We start from the raw sequence: 17017 nt of genomic DNA on the forward strand, positions 1-17017 counted from the left end.
TGCGACGCAACGTCCTGAATGAAAAGGCTCTAGATCGGCGGTTCGTTGCTGATGCCATGGGGCACGTGGCCGGTGGCGACCACTTCGCGAGCCAGCTCGCAATGACCGGTCTGGTCATCGAAGAACACGTCAGCGGCGAAGGCTTCGAGGAACGCCGATTTGGTCAGGCCACCGAGAAACAGCGATTCATCGAGGCGGATATCCCATTCCCGCAGTGTGCGAATCACTCGCTCATGGGCCGGCGCCGAACGCGCGGTCACCAGCGCCGTGCGGATCGGGCAATCGTCATCGGGAAACTCGCGCTGCAACAGATTGAGCGCTGCCAGAAAGCCCTTGAACGGCCCACCACGCAATGGCTCGCGTGCCGATTCGCGTTCCTTGGCCTGAAACGCTTCCAGCCCTCCGGACTGATAGACGCGCTCGGACTCGTCGGAGAAAATCACCGCGTCACCGTCGAAGGCAATACGTAATTCATCACTGGCCGCACGGCTGGCGCCACCGGACAGAATCGTGGCGGCGGCGAACCCGGCGTCCAGCGCCGCACGCACGTCTTCGGCGTGGGTCGAGAGAAACAGGTCGCAGCCAAACGCTTTCAGATAAGGGTACGGACTGCGCCCACCGACGAACGCCGCACGAGAAATCGCCAGACCGTAATGATGAATCGAATTGAACACGCGCAGCCCGGTGTCGGCGCTGTTACGGGAAACCAGAATCACCTCGACCCGCGCGCGGCCGAGGCGGCTGTTCAGGCTCAGGAGTTTTTCCACCAGCGGGAACGCATCGCCCGGCGCGAGGATTTCGTCCTCGTGCTCGATCTGATATTGCCGATAGGCTTCGACGCCGCTCGACAGGTAGACCTTGTGGCTTTCGCTCAGGTCGAACAAGGCGCGCGAGGAAATCGCCAGCACCAGTTTGTCATCGATGTTATTGGCCATGCCTTCCCCCAGAACAACCGACTCAGGTGTTGCGTCGGTCGATAAAACCCAAATGGCGATACAGCGCCTCGATGCGCGGCAACTCGCAGCCCGCCGCTTTCGCCGCCGCCAGTGGCCGGGCGTAGATCGCCTCCAGCTCCAGCGGGCGTTTGTGTGCAAAGTCGTGGTACATGCTCGGCCAGTAATCGGGCATTTTCTCGGTCATGGTGAACAGGTACTCGGCATAGCCGGGCGGGATCTCGTATCCACAGGCCTTGGCGCCCAGCACCACTTCCGCCATCAGTGCCTGAATCGACACGCGGCTGTCAGCATCAGCCATCAGCGCTTCGGTTCCCGCGCCGAGCAATACCGAAAGGCCGTTATAGGGAATATTCCACACCAGTTTCTGCCAGCGCGCCTGATGCAGGTTGGCCATCGCCTGCGAGTCGATGCCGGCGGCACGGAACAGTCCGGCTCCCTCCTCCACGATCGCCATGCGCGCTAATTCATCAATGACCGAGCCGCTGTGATAACCGACATTCACCGCGCCAAGGGCCTGATGGGTAATCTGCCCCGGCCCCTCGCGGTGCACGCAGATCAGGCACAGACCACCGAGCAGATGCAGCGAATCCGGCAACAGTGGCCGCAGGCTGTCCTCGACATCCAGACCGTTCTGCAGCAACAGCACTTTTGCGTCAGGTTTGGCGGCCTGAATGATCGCCGGGGCCAGCCCGGCGTTGCTGGTGGTCTTGGTGCCGACCAGCAGCCAGTCACAGGGTGGCATGTCTTCGGCAGCGGAATAGGCATTGGCCGGATGCAGCGTCAACGGCCCGTGCACCGCACTGTTGATCTGCAAACCGCGCTCAGCCACCGCCGAGAATTCGCTGCGCAACAAAAAGTGCACGTCGAAACCGGCACGCGCCAGCATCACCCCGTAGAACCCGCCGATTGCACCGGTGCCGATAATCCCCACCACCGGTTTGCTGACTGTCTCGCTCATGGCAACTCCTCTGCAATTCGACTCAGCGATTGCGCCACCGCCTGGTTGAGTTGATCAACCGTCAGACGTGTGTGCACTGCGCCAAAGAACTCGCCGTCGCGCACCACAAACAGCGCCGGCAAATGAAACACCTGATAACGCTCGACCAGCCCGCCATTGTCGCCGGCGTCAATCCAGCACAGCCGATCGATAGCCAGCGGCAATCCCGGCAACACCTCGCGGGCATAACGACAACTGGCGCAGCCGACGCTGGTGAAGATCACCAGAGAGACCCCGCGCATCGCCAGCAGCCGCTGGTCGGCGTCGAAGTCGGTCAGCTCGGATTCGACCACTATACTGGGGGAAACAATGTCAGATGGCCGACACAGGGAGTCTGTGCTCATGGGACGTTTCATTCCTCATCCGGACGAAGTGCCGGTTGAATTGACGTTACTCAAGCCTGAATGCATTTCCAGACAACAGTTGCACACTATCAGCCTCGGCGGCATCGCTTGCAATTACCACCGCGCCTGGCGCTACGGCACTGCACTGCAAGTACGCATGCCGACGCTGAATGCCGACTTCTGTTGCCCGGGCTATGTGGCCTGGTGTCTGCGCCGTAAAAAAGGCTATCTGGTGGGCATCGCCTTCACTGACGAACAGACCCTGTTCAGCGCGCGAATGGGTGAGCAGGTGTGTCAGATCGAACGCTATTCGCGCATGCAGGACAGCCACGACGACCTGCAGGATAGTCAGGCGCTGGCCCTGCAATGGGTCGAGGAGCACGCCGAAGAGTTCTCCCACGACAACTTGCGCAAGGCTTTCGTGCAGCCAGCGCTGGACTAAAGCACGGTTTGCCCATTGTCGAGCCGCCTCTGACGCGCTAAGGTTCGGCTCCCCCGACGCGCTAAATCTGCTGTGCTCCGCCGCGCGGGGATCGCTGGCGGCCGGCACCCGTGACCTGACGAGTAAACGATGGCTGATTTACCGATCAACGACCTAAACGTCGCCTCTAACGAGACCCTGATCACTCCCGATCAGCTCAAGCGTGATATCCCCCTGAGCGACGCCGCCCTGCGCACCGTCACCAAGGGCCGCGAAGTCATTCGCAACATTCTCGATGGCACCGACCACCGTCTGTTCGTCGTGATCGGCCCGTGCTCGATTCACGACATCAAGGCTGCCCACGAATACGCCGATCGCCTCAAGGTGCTGGCCGAGGAAGTCTCGGACACTCTGTACCTGGTCATGCGCGTGTATTTCGAAAAGCCGCGTACCACCGTCGGCTGGAAAGGTCTGATCAACGATCCGTATCTGGACGACTCGTTCAAGATCCAGGACGGTCTGCACATCGGTCGTCAGTTGCTGCTCGACCTGGCCGAGAAAGGCCTGCCGACCGCGACCGAAGCCCTCGACCCGATCTCCCCGCAGTATCTGCAGGATCTGATCAGCTGGTCGGCCATCGGCGCGCGTACCACCGAATCGCAGACTCACCGCGAAATGGCTTCCGGCCTGTCCTCGGCCGTCGGCTTCAAGAACGGCACCGATGGCGGCCTGACCGTGGCGATCAACGCCTTGCAGTCGGTGTCCAGCCCGCACCGTTTCCTCGGCATCAACCAGGAAGGTGGCGTGTCGATCGTCACCACCAAAGGCAACGCCTACGGTCACGTGGTGCTGCGCGGCGGTAATGGCAAGCCGAACTATGATTCGGTCAGCGTAGCCCTGTGCGAGCAGGCGCTGAACAAGGCGAAGATCAAGCCGAACATCATGGTCGATTGCAGCCACGCCAACTCCAACAAGGACCCGGCCCTGCAACCGCTGGTGATGGAGAACGTCGCCAACCAGATTCTTGAAGGCAACCAGTCGATCATCGGCCTGATGGTTGAAAGCCACCTGAACTGGGGCTGCCAGGCGATTCCAAAGGATCTCGCCGACCTGCAATACGGCGTGTCGATCACCGATGCCTGCATCGATTGGTCCGCCACCGAAAACACCTTGCGCAGCATGCACGCCAAGCTCAAGGACGTATTGCCGAAACGCCAGCGCACGTAAGCTGCGTTTTGCGGGCATAAAAAAACGCCGGACATTGTCCGGCGTTTTTGTGTGTGCGATTCAGATCTTCGCAGCGCGGCGCTGATGGCGTTCCATGTAGCGCTCGACGTAGGAGCATGACGGGATCACCGTGTAGCCCATTTCTTCGGCGTATTGCAGCGCGCGTTCAGTCAGCGCTGCGGCAATGCCACGGCCGCGCAGGGCGTTGGGCACGAAGGTACGATAGATATCCAGGGTCTGCTTGCCCAGATCCATGTAGGTCAGGTAAGCACGATGACCGTCCACAGTGGTCTCGAATTGATGACCAGCCTGGTCATGGTGGATGGACAACGCCTCGCTCATCACTACTCCTCGCGGGTCTTGAATTGTGACCCCTACCTTACCGATGTTTTTCCGGCGAAGGAACATCTACGCCACCCCGTGCCTGATGGACACTGAGAAGAGCCACACCGATCTCGCGCAATCTGACACCTGCTGAATAGTAGGCACCATTGGCGAAAATGCTCAAGGTACGCTCGTCATCGGATGGTTTGCGTGCATTGGCATCGATGGTCGCAGGTTCGGCCGCAAGACAATCTTTGCGTGCCGTTTGCCTGAACATTGCCGGAATGTTGAGACTTAAGACGTGCGACCTTTTTTAAAGTCACCTGTACATCAACAAAGATACGCGAAGCGCTTCGCAGAACCTGAACAAAAGTGTGGACGAATTCATTTAGAAAGACTTTAGCCGAAGTCGCAAAAACAGCGCGCGAGCGCGGGAACTTTTCCCGTTTGAGTCGCTCACGCCGGGGCTTGCAGCTGGATATTTTTTATACAGCGCAGTTAAAAGTTGCTCGAAAAAGAATCAACGCCTACAATTTTTTTTGCTTCTTGCGCTACGTCAGTTTACTTACTACAAGTAATGGGTAGTATGTACGCCGGCTATTTCCTCAATCGTGAGGAGACAGCCACTTAATTTGAAAGTCCTTGAAGGGGAACACGATGAACAACGTTCTGAAATTCTCTGCTCTGGCTCTGGCCGCAGTTCTGGCTACCGGTTGCAGCAGCGCATCGAAAGAAACCGAAGCACGTCTGACCGCTACTGAAGACGCAGCTGCTCGCTCCCAGGCTCGTGCAGACGAAGCTTACCGTAAAGCTGATGAAGCTCTGGCTGCTGCTCAAAAAGCACAACAGACTGCTGACGAAGCTAACGAGCGTGCTCTGCGCATGCTGGAAAAAGCTAGCCGCAAGTAATAATCCCTCGGGATTGTTATCGAGCCGATCCGGTTTTCCGGGTCGGCTTTTTTGTGCCCGGTGCTTTTCTCCGGGCAATAAAAAACCCGCCGACGCTGCTCGCATCGGCGGGTTTTCAATCAGAGCTTATTGCTGCAGGTCGATCGGTGCACTGCTCACCATTGGCGCCGAGGTATTCGGCACGGCGATCTCTACCGGCAGGCCGTCTTCGGCCGCAACCACATCACGCACCACATCCCAGTTCATGCGCAGGTTGCTGGTGATGTCTTCACGCTTGAGCATCGCGTTGATTACCGCCGTGTGCTTGTCGACCACCGACGGGTTGCCCTTGTCGTCGAGCGGCGTGTGCGCTTCCAGATAGACCTTGCCGCCACTGCGACCGAACTTGTACGGGTCGTTGATGATGCGCACCGAGGTGCCGACCGGGACCATGCCGGCCATCTCCAGCACGTTGTTGTTGAACATGCGGAAGCAGCCGTGGCTGGTGCGCATGCCGATGCCGAACTTCTTGTTCGAACCGTGGATCAGGTAGCCCGGCGTGCCGAGGGTGAACTTGAACGGGCCTAGCGGGTTATCAGGACCGGCCGGCACCACATTGGGCAGCGGATCACCGTCAGCGGCGTGCTCGGCCTTGATCGAAGCCGGAGGCGTCCACGTCGGGTTCGGTGTCTTGGCGATAATCGAGGTGTGCGCGATCGGCGAGCCCCAGCCTTCACGGCCGATACCCAGCGGGAAGGTGTACACCACGTCACGGCCTTTCGGATAGTAATAGAGGCGGTATTCGGCGAGGTTGATGACGATGCCTTCACGCGGGCCAGGCGGCAGGATGAAGCGCGTCGGCAGGACGATCTCGGTACCGGCGCCCGGCAGCCAGGCATCGATGCCCGGGTTGGCCGCAACCATTTCCGAATAGCCCAGATCGTAGGTGGTGCCCAGATCGGCGAAGGTGTCTTCGTACTTTGCTTTGATCACCTGCACCTGACCGACGATGTCTTCGCCGGGTGGTGGCAGGGGAAGCTCCAATGCAGCAACGGGACCGGCCACACACAGGGCGGCAAGTGACAGGCAGCGGGTGACGGCAGGAAAGCGCGGCAACATCCGGAAAATCCTTCGCATGATCATCAAGGGTATAAGGGCGCGATTGTACACCGCGGCTTGGGGATTCGGGAGACACGCCGATAGACCGTGTCGCGCCCTGAAAGATCGCAGCCTCGTTGCACTCGTCAGCTCCTACATTTGCAACGCATTCCCTGTAGGAGCTGACGAGTGCAACGAGGCTGCGATCTTTTGATCTTAAAGTTCGAAACGCAGCTCAGGCCAGATCGGCGACGTACCGCGCTTCTGCGATTCGAGAATCGCCCGGCACAGCGAGCACAGACGCTGATCCTGGAACACCCGGCGATCAACATTCGACCAGCGCGGTTGCGCTGGCAGCAGCGTGCCGCACAGCGTGCGATCGGCAGAGCCACCGAGTTCCAGCTGACGCGTCACCAGATGCACCCGCACCTCCTGGCAGGCGAACAGATCCAGCTGCTCGTCAGGCTCGATCAGTTGGTAGGCAAACAGGGACCAGGCAGGACGCGGCATCGGGGGCTCCAAATTAGGGGGCGCCACATTAGCCGAAAGCCTGCCTCTAGAAAAGCCTCATAACAGCGGTTTTAGCGTCGGCCAGACATTTTCCAGCAACTTGCCCTGAGCCCCCGCCGCCGGGTGCAGACCGTCGGCCTGCATCAGGTCCGGATGACCACCGACACCTTCGAGAAAAAACGGCACCAACGGGATGTTTTTCTCTACGGCGAGCTTGCCGTAAACCTCAGCGAACGAATCGGTGTAGCGCTTGCCATAATTGGGTGGCAACTGCATGCCGAGCAGCAGCACTTTCGCGCCGCTCTGCCGCGAGCTGTCGATCATCGAAGCAAGATTTTGTTGCAATTGCGTTGGCGGCATCCCGCGCAGGCCGTCATTGCCACCCAGCTCGAGGATCACCAACTCCGGCTTATGCTCTGCAAGCAGCGCCGGCAGCCGCGCCTGGCCTCCGGCACTGGTGTCGCCACTGATCGAGGCGTTGACCACTTTATCGTCGAAACCCTCTTGTTTGAGGCGCTGCTCGAGCAGCGAGACCCACCCCAGACGGGTATCCAGGCCGAAACCGGCGCTGATACTATCGCCAACGATCAGGACAGTACCCGCCGCTGCGTTCTGGGCCATGCACATCAAGGCCAGGCCAGCACTCAAAAACCATACACGCATCGGATTCTCCATGGGCGCAAGCATTCTCACCGCGAAGAACCTCAGCAAAGTGGTCCCTAGCGCGGAAGGTGAACTGACTATCCTGCACGAACTCAGCCTGGAACTGAACAAGGGCGACAGCCTGGCCATCGTCGGCGCGTCCGGTTCCGGCAAATCCACCCTCCTCGGCCTGCTCGCCGGACTCGACCTGCCGAGCAGCGGCGAAGTCACTCTCGCCGGCCAGGGCCTGAGCAATCTCGACGAAGACCAGCGCGCGCGAATCCGCGCCGAGCACGTCGGGTTTGTCTTCCAGTCGTTCCAGTTGCTCGACAGCCTCAATGCGCTGGAGAACGTCATGTTGCCGCTTGAACTCGATGGCCGCAAAGATGCCCGCGAGCGCGCTACGCAATTGCTTCAGCGCGTCGGCCTCGGCCAGCGCCTGACCCACTCGCCGCGCCAGCTCTCAGGTGGTGAACAGCAGCGCGTGGCCATCGCCCGCGCCTTCGCCGCCGAACCGGACGTGCTGTTCGCCGACGAGCCGACCGGCAACCTCGACAGCCACACCGGTGAGCGCATCAGCGACTTGCTGTTCGAATTGAACAAGGAACGCGGCACCACCCTGGTGCTGGTGACCCACGACGAACGCCTGGCCCATCGCTGCCGGCGCCTGATCCGTCTTGAAGCCGGGCTGCTGGTCGCCCCTCTGGAGCCTTGATGGCACGTCTGCCGCTGTTGCGTCTGTTCAGCCTTGCCCTGCGCCAGCTCATGCGCGATGCCCGCGCCGGTGAGTTGCGCGTGTTGTTCTTTGCGCTGGTGGTGGCCGTCGCGGCGAGCACCGCGATCGGCTATTTCGGCGCCCGCCTCAATGGCGCGATGATGCTGCGGGCTACCGAGTTTCTCGGTGCCGATCTGGTCCTTGAAGGCAGCTCGCCGGCCCGCGAGGAGCAAATCCGCAGCGGCACCGAACTGCGCCTGAATCATGCGCAAGTGGTGGAGTTCTCCAGCGTCATTGCCACCGACAACGGCATTCAGCTGTCGAGCATCAAAGCTGTCGACCGTGCCTATCCATTGCGTGGCGAGCTGAAGAGCGCGCCTGCACCCTTTGCCGAGGAAGAAGTCGGCAGCGAACCGCAACCCGGTGAAGCCTGGGTCGAGGCACGTCTGTTAACCGCGCTGGATCTGAAGATAGGCGACAGCATCGACGTCGGCATGAAGACCTTGAAGCTGACCCGCGTGCTGACCTACGAGCCGGATCGCGCCGGCAACTTCTACAGCCTGACGCCACGGGTACTGATCAATCTTGACGACCTCGCCGCCACCGGCGTGGTGCAACCGGGCAGCCGGGTGAGTTATCGCGAACTGTGGCGCGGCGAACCGCAGGCGCTGGAAACTTATCGCGAGCTGATCAAACCGGGCCTCGCTGCAAACCAGCGAATCCAGGATGCCCGTGACGGTAACCGGCAGATTGGCGGTGCGCTGGGCAAGGCCGAGCGCTATCTGAACATGGCCAGTCTGGTCGCGGTGTTGTTGGCTGGCGTGGCCGTGGCGCTATCAGCCAATCGTTTCGCCAGTCGCCGTTTCGACGCCAGTGCCTTGCTGCGCTGCCTCGGCTTGTCGCGCCGGGAAACCATGGTGCTGTTCAGCCTGCAACTGACCGTGCTCGGCCTGATTGCCGCCATCAGTGGCGCCCTGCTCGGCTGGCTGGCGCAACTGGGGCTGTTCGCGTTGCTGCATGATTTGCTGCCAAGTGACGTGCCACCGGGTGGCCTGTTTCCGGCGATGGCCGGGATTGGCACCGGGCTGGTGGCGCTGGCCGGTTTTGCCTTGCCGCCTTTGGCTGCACTGGGTCGCGTGCCGCCGCTGCGGGTGTTGCGCCGCGACATGCTGCCGATCCCCTCGAGCACATGGATGGTCTACGGCGCGGCGCTGGGTGCGCTGGGCCTGATCATGTGGCGTCTGAGCCTCGACCTGCTGCTGACCTTCGCCCTGCTTGGCGGTGGCGTAGTCGCCGCGCTGGTGCTGGGCGGCCTGCTGTTGTTGCTGCTGCAAAGCCTGCGCCGCATGCTGGCCCGCGCCTCGTTGCCATGGCGTCTGGGCCTTGGCCAGTTGTTGCGGCATCCATTGGCGGCAGCCGGGCAGTCGCTGGCGTTCGGTCTGATCCTGTTGTCGATGGCGCTGATCGCACTGCTGCGCGGCGAACTGCTCGACACCTGGCAAAACCAGCTACCGAAAAACGCACCGAACTATTTCGCGCTGAATATCCTCCCGGCGGACAAACAGGCTTTCGCCGATCACCTGATCAAGGTGTCCGCGCAAGCGGCGCCGTTGTATCCGGTGGTGCCAGGACGACTGATCAGCATCAATGGCGAAGCGGTGCAGCAAATCGTCAGCAAGGACTCCGCCGGTGACCGCGCCATTCAGCGTGACCTGAGCCTGACCTGGGCGGCGGATCTGCCGGCCGGCAACAAGCTCACCGCCGGCTCGTGGTGGAGCGGCCAGCCGTCCGATGATGTGCCGGGGGTTTCGGTGGAAGGCAAGGTTGCCGAAAGCCTGAAACTCAAACTCGGCGATCACATGGTGTTCAGTGTCGGCGGGGTCAATCGCGAAGCGAAGGTCACCAGCCTGCGCGAGATCAACTGGGACAACTTCCAGCCGAACTTCTTCATGATCTTCCAGCCTGGCACCCTGAAGGATCTGCCGGCGACCTACCTGACCAGTTTCTATCTGGCTCCGGGGCATGATCAGCAGATCGTCGAGTTGTCGCGGACCTTCCCGGCGGTGACCATCCTGCAGGTCGAAGCGTTGCTCGAACAGCTGCGCAGCATCCTCGCTCAGGTCACTCTGGCGGTGGAATATGTGTTGTTGTTTGTTCTGGCTGCGGGGATGGCGGTGCTGTTCTCCGGCCTGCAAGCGACGCTGGATGAACGCATCCGCCAGGGTGCGCTGTTGCGCGCGCTGGGCGCCGAGCGGCAGTTGCTGATCAAGGCGCGGCGTATCGAATTCGGTCTGTTGGGTGCGGTCAGCGGTCTGCTCGCGGCGATCGGTTCGGAGGTGGTCAGTCTGGTGCTGTACCGCTTCGCCTTCGATCTGCCATGGCATCCGCATCCATGGCTGCTGGTGCTGCCGCTGATTGGCGCCGCGCTGATTGGTGGCGCCGGTGTGTTCGGCACGCGTCGCGCTCTGAATGCGAGCCCGCTGACAGTGTTGCGCGAGGGTTGATAGACTCAAGCGGTCTTAATCACAAGAAGTCGCCATGAGCCGTTATCGCCCTCCCCGCACCGCTGGCACCGCGCTGATCACCCCCGAGGGTGAAGCGCGGATGCGCGCCGAATTCCATGAGTTGTGGCATGTGCGTCGCCCGCAGGTCACCCAGGCGGTGAGTGAAGCGGCGGCGCAGGGTGATCGTTCGGAAAACGCCGAATACACCTACGGCAAGAAGATGCTGCGCGAAATCGACAGTCGCGTGCGTTTTCTCACTAAACGCCTGGAAGCGCTCAAGGTAGTCAGCGAAAAACCCAGCGATCCAAACAAGGTGTATTTCGGCGCCTGGGTGACCATCGAAGACGAAGACGGCAAGCAGTCGCGCTACCGCATTGTCGGCCCCGATGAACTGGACCTCAAACAGGGTTTGATCAGCATCGACTCGCCGCTGGCCCGCGCGCTGATCGGCAAGGCACTCGACGCGGAAGTGCGGGTGCAAACGCCGACCGGCGAGCAGTTCGTTTACATCGTTGCGATTGAATACCCGTAAGACTGATCAGCGCCGAGTGATCAGGCCCTGCCGCGCTACGCGGGTCAGTTGCTTGATCATGTCCGGCGCATCTTCTGCGCTCGGCGCCTGAATCACCGCCAGATCAAAGCTGTCGGTGGCGAAACGCGCCAGCGACTCGCCGTCATCGACAAACTGGATCAGGAACGCGGCAGGACCGCCGCTGCGACGTGGCCAGCCATCGAGATAACGCAACAGCGTCGGCTGGTGTTTGCCGCCAAGAAGGATTTTCGGGTTGCGCTGGGTGACATGTGCCGTGATCGGCGCGGGACGTGCTGGAGGGCGTAGTGCGTTCATCGTGTCGTGTCTCTGCCTCAAAAGTCTGCATGGCAGGTGAGAGGCAACACCGAACCAGCGCTTTAGCGGTATTTCGAAGCCCTGTTCCGGCTTCTGACGGTAACTGTAGAAGTCACCTGGCGCCCCGCAAGTAGCTGTTTAAATCGGCGCATGGGCAACATCCTAGAGAACGTGACCGATCAGTGTCAAGAATCGCCAGCAACAAAAAAGGCCCGCGCAATGCGGGCCTTTGCCTTGAGCCAGAGCCTTCAACCGGCGATGGCGCGATCCGCCGAGAGCTTGCCGGCACCTTCGATCAGTACCGCGATGCTGCCGGCCAGCAGAGCCAGAGCGAACTCATAACCGTTGTTGGCCATGAACAGACCGTTGCCGATGTGCACGGAGAAGATCGCAACCAGCGAGAGGAACGCCAGACCAAGTGCCGCCGGGCGTGCCAGCAGGCCGATGATCAGCGCCAGACCCGCAAAGAACTCGGTACCGCCGGCCAGCGAGGCCATCAGATAGCCGGGGGTCAGGCCGATGCTTTCCATCCATTGCGCAGTGCCGGCCAGGCCGTAACCACCGAACAGACCAAAGAGTTTCTGCGAACCGTGGGCGGCGAAGATCACGCCGACAGCAATGCGCAGGACAGTCAGGCCGTAACCGGCGCGGGTGAACAGAACCTTGTTGATCAGAGAGCTCATGGTGCATTCCTTGTTGTGCAGAAGTGTTTGTGTGTTTGGGTTGGTCGCTATATTAATCAGTTTATTTCATGTTTAAAGCGCAAAAATTTCGCCATAACAATCGAATTGTTAGATTATTTCCGTGTAACCACTTTCTGCTGCCGGGGCTCGAGCGACTCTCGCTCCCGGTCGAATGCCAGGTAATACTTGTTCACGCTATTAACATAGCTGACGGCGCCCATCCCCACCTGCTCCATGGCAATGCGCTCGACCTGGAAGAACCACTGGTTGGGATTGAGGCCACGGCGGCGGGCTTCCGCGCGCATGCCCTGCACGCGCTCGGGGCCGATGTTGTAAGCGGCGAGGGTGAAGGCCATGCGCTCACGCTCGTTGAGTTTCGGGCTGCTGAAGAACTTGCGGCGGATCATCGCCAGGTACTTGGCGCCGGCCTGCACATTCGCATCGAGATTCTGGATATTGCTCACGCCGACCCGCTGCGCGGCGGACGGGGTGATCTGCATCAGCCCGGTCGGGCCGCTGCCGCTGCGGGCGTTGGGCTGCAGACGCGATTCCTTGAACGCCAGCGCCGCCAGGTTAAGCCAGTCCATGTTCTGCGCATCGGCGTGCTTCTGCAGGGTCGGACGGAGTTTTTCCAGACGCTGGCGATCGGCTTTGGCCAGCGGGTTGTGCACCTGGTACAAGCGTCGATAGATGCGCAGGAACGCCGCGTCTTCGTCCGACGGTCTCTTGTAACCGGTGAGGAAGCGATCGATGCTCGCGCGCAACATCGACGCATCGCGGCGCACGAACCAATGTTCTTCCCCCGGCTCGCCGAGGCTCAGTTGCCGATCGAGACGCAGCTTCGGCAGGATCTTGCCCCAACGCTCGGCAATCGGTTGCTCGACAATGGTCAGGTGGAAAATCCCGCCCTGGACCATCTCCAGCACATCTTCGACCGCCAGCGTCGGATCGACCCACTCGATATTGATCGGCGCGAGTTTGTGCAGCGCCAGTTTCTGGTTGAGCTGACTGACCACCTCCCCCGCCGCACTACCGGTGGGCAAGGCCAGGGTCTTGCCGGACAGTTGCTCGACCTTGGTGTAACGGCGTTGGCCCTTGATCCCGACCAGCACCAGCGGCACGTTGCTGGCAATCGGCTCACTGCTGGCGACCGCGTAGCCAGAAGGCAGATCGAGCAATTCACCGGGCGCGACCATATCGCCTTCGCCGCGCTGCAAGGCGCCGAGCAATTGATCCTTGGCTTTGGGAATGATTTTGAGGGTGACTTCCTGGCCGTCGCGAGCGTGGCCGTTGAGGTATTGCTCGAACGCGCGCAGTCGGTGGTACTCGACACCGATGGCCTGACCCTGGACTTCGCCGGAGCTGTTGCGGCTCTGATTGACTAACACCCGCAACACGCGGCTGCTGCGAATTTCGGAGAGGTCGCGAACCTTGCTCGCCGGCACGGCTTGCAGCGGCCCGGGCAGGCGCGCGACCGCCGTCATCGGCAGCAGCAACGCAGCACACAATAGCAGCAGAACCGAGGGACGATGCATCCACTCTCCGAAAAGAATACGGGGCGATTCGTCGCAAAAAAGACGACATCACCGACGAAAACAGAGCGCTTTGCGCGCTGATAAAGTGCGAGAGACTGGCACAGTGATGGCATCGTCGCCACCCCGGAGTCCTTCGCGGCCTCAACAGACAGCCATAAGTCGTTGTAGTTCTTGGCTTTTCTTATAAATCTACAGCTCTGATATGCTTTCCGGCCTTCGGCCCGAGGTAGCACCATGCAACTCATCGATATCGGCGTCAACCTGACCAACCCCAGTTTCGCCGACAAACACCAGGCCGTGCTCGACCGCGCCTATGCCGCAGGCGTCTGCCAACTGGTGCTGACTGGCACCAGCGTCGAGGGTAGCGAGCAGGCGCTGGAACTGTGCCAGCAACTGGATGAAAGTGGCCAACGGCTGTTCGCCACCGCCGGTATTCACCCGCATTCGGCCAGCGACTGGAACGCTGACAGCGCCCGTCGTCTGCGCAGTCTGTTGAACGAATCCAGCGTCGTCGCGGTGGGCGAATGCGGGCTGGATTTCAACCGCGACTTCTCCCCGCGCCCGCAGCAGGAAAAGGTCCTGGAAGAACATCTGGCGCTGGCCGTCGAGCTGCAATTGCCGGTGTTCCTGCACGAGCGCGATGCCAGCCAGCGCCTGCTGGAAATCCTCAAGGACTTCCGCGATCAACTGCCGGCGGCGGTGGTGCACTGCTTCACTGGCGAGCAAAAGGCCTTGTTCAGCTACCTCGATCTGGATCTGCACATCGGCATCACCGGCTGGATCTGCGACGAACGCCGGGGCACGCATCTGCATCCACTGGTCAAAGAGATCAAGCCGGGGCGGCTGATGCTGGAAAGCGATGCGCCATATCTGCTGCCGCGCACGTTGCGGCCGAAGCCGAAAAACGGCCGCAATGAGCCGGCGTATCTGAGCGAAGTGCTGCGCGAGGTGGCGCTGCATCGCGGCGAGACCGAGGAAGCGCTGGCCGCACATACCACCGCGTGTGCCCGGGCGTTTTTTAATCTCCCCATTCTCACCTGACTGCACACTTCCCCTGTGGCAGCGAGCCTGCTCGCGAAGGCGGTGGATCAGCTACAAATGGGCTGAAGGACGCAACGCTTTCGCGAGCAGGCTCGCTCCCACAATAGATCTCGGCATCTTTTGATTCATATCAAAACTCCCGAATCTGCATAGCGGCACAATAATGGCACCTTGCCAAAACTGTTTCCGCTATCAGAGAAGACCTCCATGGGTGCCTGGCTTAGCAACATCTCGCTGAAATACAAATTCTGGGCGGTCAACGCGGTCGCCTTTGTCACCACCCTGCTGCTCGTACTGTACGCCGTACATCTCGAACAGCAGGCCCGCAGCCACGCCGCGCAGGCATCCGCGCAAGCGCAGGCGCAGTTGCTCAAGGCCTGGCCGACCGGGCAACCGTTGCCCAAGTCCGCTCAGGTGCTGACCTTCAAGCGCGGTGAAGTGCCGCGTCTCAACGATCAACCGCTACTGGAAATCAGCGGCAGCAACGGCTGGAACGCCATCAATGAAATGCCGCTGTTTGGCGAGAATCCGTTGATCGGCGCCGAAGTGTTCAGCCGTGCCGACGGCGAGCAAGTGGCGGTCATCGCCTATGCCCCGAGCCTGAGCCAGGTGTTCAGCGAGCGTTTCGCCAACTATGCGCTGGCGGTATTCATCCTGATGCTGGCGATGCTCGGCGCCTCGCAACTGTTGATCCGCTTTCTGCTCAGCCAGCTCAACACGTTGAAAGACGTGATGCTGCACGTTGAAAAAACCGGCGACCTCTCCGCTCGCGTGCCGCTGGTGGGCAGGGACGAAGTCGGGCAGATGGCCAATGCCTTCAACGCCATGCAGGCCGGTTATCAACGCGTCGTGACCACCGTTGCCAGCACCGCGCGACAACTGGATGACGGTGCAGCGCGGCTGGCCTCGAGCATGAACGACGTGCGCCACGGCATGCTCGGCCAACAAAGCGAAACCGACCAGGCTGCCACCGCGATCAACGAAATGACCGCCACCGTTTATCACATCGCGCAACACGCCGGCGCCACCCGCGATCTGTCGAAAACCGCCGATGGCCTCGCCGGCAGCGGTCAGCAGGTGGTGGCGCGGGTGCAGCAATCGATTGCCGGGTTGTCCAACGGCGTGCAGCAGACGGCAGAAATGATTCAACGCCTGGCCGAGGACAGCCAGAAGATCAACGGCGTGGTCAGCGTGATTCACAGCATTGCCGAACAGACCAATCTGCTCGCGCTGAATGCGGCGATCGAAGCGGCCCGCGCCGGGGAGATGGGTCGCGGCTTTGCCGTGGTCGCCGATGAAGTGCGCAATCTCGCCAAGCGCGTGCAGGCGTCGACCGACGAGATCACCGGCATGATCGCCGCGTTGCAGGCCGGCACCCGCGATGCGGTGGATTTCATGCAGGAGAGTTCGTACAAAGCCGACGACTGCGTGCAGCAGGCGCAGGAGGCTGGCGCGGCGCTGGCGGAAATCACCGGAGCGGTGGCGCAGATGCGCGAAAGCAACACGCAGATTGCCGTGGCGGCGGAACAGCAGAGTCAGGTTGCCGAGGAGATGAATCGCGCGGTGGTGAGTATTCGTGACGTGACCGAGAACACCGTGCAGCAGACGGTGGATTCGGCGACGACCAGTAATGAGCTGGCGGCGCTGGCCGGGGCGCTTAACAAGGCGATAGGTCAGTTGAAACTCTGATGGCCTCTTCGCGGGCAAGCCCGCTCCCACAGGGATTTTCGACAATCAACAATTGTGCGTACACCGAGCACACTGTGGGAGCGGGCTCGCCCGCGATGCCGTCCGCTCAGGCGACATCAAATTTTGCCATTGCCGCTATCAGCTCAATAGCCAACCTTGATTCGCCGCGCTCCGCGCCCGGGCCTATTCTTCAACCATGAAGTTCAACATGGATCGAGGAGTAGCAAACATGGGCAAACGTCACCCCAACCTTCCCGCATGGCAATGGCGCGCCTACCCGGGCAATCATCAGCATCCGACCAATCTGGTCCTGCACCTGATTGCCGTGCCGCTGTTTATCGTGGCGTTTCTGCTGATCGTGTCGGGGGTGTTCAGCCTGAGTCTGGCAAGCGTCGCCATCGGCGTGATCGGTATCATCGCGGCGCTGGGTCTGCAGCGCCACGGCCACGGCCTGGAGGCGCAAGCCTCCGAGCCGTTCAGTGATCGCAGAGATGCCGTGTCACGTTTGCTGGTAGAGCAATTTCTTACCTTTCCGCGGTTCTTTCTCAGCGGTGGCTGGTGGCGCGCCTGGCGTGAGCGCCACCGTCGGCATTGAG

At 61.0% G+C, this 17017-nt stretch carries 19 protein-coding genes; 9 read left to right on the forward strand and 10 right to left on the reverse strand.

Going from position 1 to position 17017, the window contains the following annotated elements; translation table 11 throughout:
• Positions 1–29: 29 nt before the first annotated feature.
• From AB9L16_RS17840 to AB9L16_RS17850, 3 genes are read right to left on the reverse strand one after another with little or no spacing between them, the layout of a single operon-like run.
• Positions 30–935 (reverse strand): 5'-nucleotidase, encoded by a 906-nt coding sequence (locus AB9L16_RS17840; RefSeq protein ID WP_024013777.1) that lies wholly within the window; start codon positions 933–935, stop codon positions 30–32.
• A gap of 22 nt (positions 936–957) precedes the next feature.
• Positions 958–1914 carry a putative 2-dehydropantoate 2-reductase gene (locus tag AB9L16_RS17845; protein ID WP_315435980.1) on the reverse strand — a complete coding sequence of 319 codons (957 nt, stop codon included), beginning with the start codon at positions 1912–1914 and terminating at the stop codon, positions 958–960.
• On the reverse strand, positions 1911–2297 hold the full coding sequence (locus AB9L16_RS17850) for a co-chaperone YbbN (RefSeq protein ID WP_041478405.1): 387 nt from the start codon (positions 2295–2297) through the stop codon (positions 1911–1913). Before AB9L16_RS17850 ends, AB9L16_RS17845 begins: the two co-directional genes overlap by 4 nt.
• On the opposite strand from AB9L16_RS17850, the gene AB9L16_RS17855 reads away from it, so the two are divergent.
• Together AB9L16_RS17855 and AB9L16_RS17860 are read left to right on the forward strand one after the other, a co-directional pair.
• Positions 2296–2739 carry a PilZ domain-containing protein gene (locus AB9L16_RS17855; protein WP_305381236.1) on the forward strand — a complete coding sequence of 148 codons (444 nt, stop codon included), beginning with the start codon at positions 2296–2298 and terminating at the stop codon, positions 2737–2739. The genes AB9L16_RS17850 and AB9L16_RS17855 overlap by 2 nt on opposite strands.
• A gap of 129 nt (positions 2740–2868) precedes the next feature.
• The gene (locus tag AB9L16_RS17860; protein ID WP_016770878.1) at positions 2869–3945 is read left to right on the forward strand and encodes a 3-deoxy-7-phosphoheptulonate synthase; all 1077 of its coding nucleotides are present in this window, start codon (positions 2869–2871) and stop codon (positions 3943–3945) included.
• Between the two features lie 60 nt (positions 3946–4005).
• On the opposite strand, the gene AB9L16_RS17865 is transcribed toward AB9L16_RS17860, so the two are convergent.
• A complete protein-coding gene (locus AB9L16_RS17865; protein WP_016770879.1) occupies positions 4006–4287 on the reverse strand; it encodes a GNAT family N-acetyltransferase in 282 nt (93 codons plus the stop codon).
• Between the two features lie 639 nt (positions 4288–4926).
• On the opposite strand from AB9L16_RS17865, the gene oprI reads away from it, so the two are divergent.
• Complete coding sequence (gene oprI / locus AB9L16_RS17870; protein ID WP_003183784.1) at positions 4927–5178, forward strand: outer membrane lipoprotei OprI; 252 nt, start codon at positions 4927–4929, stop codon at positions 5176–5178.
• A gap of 126 nt (positions 5179–5304) precedes the next feature.
• Here oprI and AB9L16_RS17875 read toward each other — a convergent pair whose 3' ends face one another.
• The 3 genes from AB9L16_RS17875 to AB9L16_RS17885 form a co-directional block, all read right to left on the reverse strand.
• On the reverse strand, positions 5305–6276 hold the full coding sequence (locus AB9L16_RS17875) for a L,D-transpeptidase family protein (protein ID WP_024013783.1): 972 nt from the start codon (positions 6274–6276) through the stop codon (positions 5305–5307).
• A gap of 195 nt (positions 6277–6471) precedes the next feature.
• Positions 6472–6765, reverse strand: coding sequence for a hypothetical protein (locus AB9L16_RS17880; RefSeq protein ID WP_016770881.1), 294 nt, complete (start codon positions 6763–6765; stop codon positions 6472–6474).
• Between the two features lie 57 nt (positions 6766–6822).
• A complete protein-coding gene (locus AB9L16_RS17885) occupies positions 6823–7428 on the reverse strand; it encodes an arylesterase (RefSeq protein WP_056788467.1) in 606 nt (201 codons plus the stop codon).
• A gap of 10 nt (positions 7429–7438) precedes the next feature.
• On the opposite strand from AB9L16_RS17885, the gene AB9L16_RS17890 reads away from it, so the two are divergent.
• The 3 genes from AB9L16_RS17890 to greB are packed head-to-tail and all read left to right on the forward strand — an operon-like array spanning position 7439 to position 11158.
• Positions 7439–8122, forward strand: coding sequence for an ABC transporter ATP-binding protein (locus AB9L16_RS17890; RefSeq protein WP_016770883.1), 684 nt, complete (start codon positions 7439–7441; stop codon positions 8120–8122).
• Positions 8122–10626, forward strand: a complete 2505-nt coding sequence (locus AB9L16_RS17895; RefSeq protein WP_236168493.1) for an ABC transporter permease — start codon at positions 8122–8124, stop codon at positions 10624–10626. Before AB9L16_RS17890 ends, AB9L16_RS17895 begins: the two co-directional genes overlap by 1 nt.
• Before the next feature lie 34 nt (positions 10627–10660).
• Positions 10661–11158, forward strand: a complete 498-nt coding sequence (gene greB, locus AB9L16_RS17900; protein ID WP_071173132.1) for a transcription elongation factor GreB — start codon at positions 10661–10663, stop codon at positions 11156–11158.
• A gap of 6 nt (positions 11159–11164) precedes the next feature.
• On the opposite strand, the gene AB9L16_RS17905 is transcribed toward greB, so the two are convergent.
• From AB9L16_RS17905 to AB9L16_RS17915, 3 genes are all read right to left on the reverse strand, one after another.
• Positions 11165–11473 (reverse strand): hypothetical protein, encoded by a 309-nt coding sequence (locus AB9L16_RS17905; RefSeq protein ID WP_095182213.1) that lies wholly within the window; start codon positions 11471–11473, stop codon positions 11165–11167.
• A 248-nt stretch (positions 11474–11721) separates the two neighbouring features.
• The gene (locus AB9L16_RS17910; RefSeq protein ID WP_016770887.1) at positions 11722–12156 is read right to left on the reverse strand and encodes a DoxX family protein; all 435 of its coding nucleotides are present in this window, start codon (positions 12154–12156) and stop codon (positions 11722–11724) included.
• Positions 12157–12269: 113 nt separating this feature from the next.
• Positions 12270–13691 carry a transglycosylase SLT domain-containing protein gene (locus tag AB9L16_RS17915; RefSeq protein WP_122507529.1) on the reverse strand — a complete coding sequence of 474 codons (1422 nt, stop codon included), beginning with the start codon at positions 13689–13691 and terminating at the stop codon, positions 12270–12272.
• Positions 13692–13925: 234 nt separating this feature from the next.
• Here AB9L16_RS17915 and AB9L16_RS17920 point away from each other — a divergent pair, with 234 nt between their 5' ends.
• The 3 genes from AB9L16_RS17920 to AB9L16_RS17930 all read left to right on the forward strand — a co-directional run bounded on the left by AB9L16_RS17920 (position 13926) and on the right by AB9L16_RS17930 (position 17016).
• Positions 13926–14732, forward strand: a complete 807-nt coding sequence (locus tag AB9L16_RS17920) for a TatD family hydrolase (RefSeq protein ID WP_236168457.1) — start codon at positions 13926–13928, stop codon at positions 14730–14732.
• A 207-nt stretch (positions 14733–14939) separates the two neighbouring features.
• Positions 14940–16421: a methyl-accepting chemotaxis protein gene (locus AB9L16_RS17925; RefSeq protein ID WP_236168456.1), complete on the forward strand. Its 1482-nt coding sequence runs from the start codon at positions 14940–14942 to the stop codon at positions 16419–16421.
• Positions 16422–16650: 229 nt separating this feature from the next.
• Entirely contained in the window at positions 16651–17016 is a 366-nt protein-coding gene (locus AB9L16_RS17930; protein ID WP_150742522.1) for an Mpo1-like protein, read from the forward strand.
• Position 17017 lies beyond the last annotated feature (1 nt).

The sequence above is a fragment of the Pseudomonas sp. LW8 genome (assembly GCF_041956865.1).
In the GTDB taxonomy this organism is placed as follows: Bacteria; Pseudomonadota; Gammaproteobacteria; order Pseudomonadales; family Pseudomonadaceae; genus Aquipseudomonas; species Aquipseudomonas siliginis.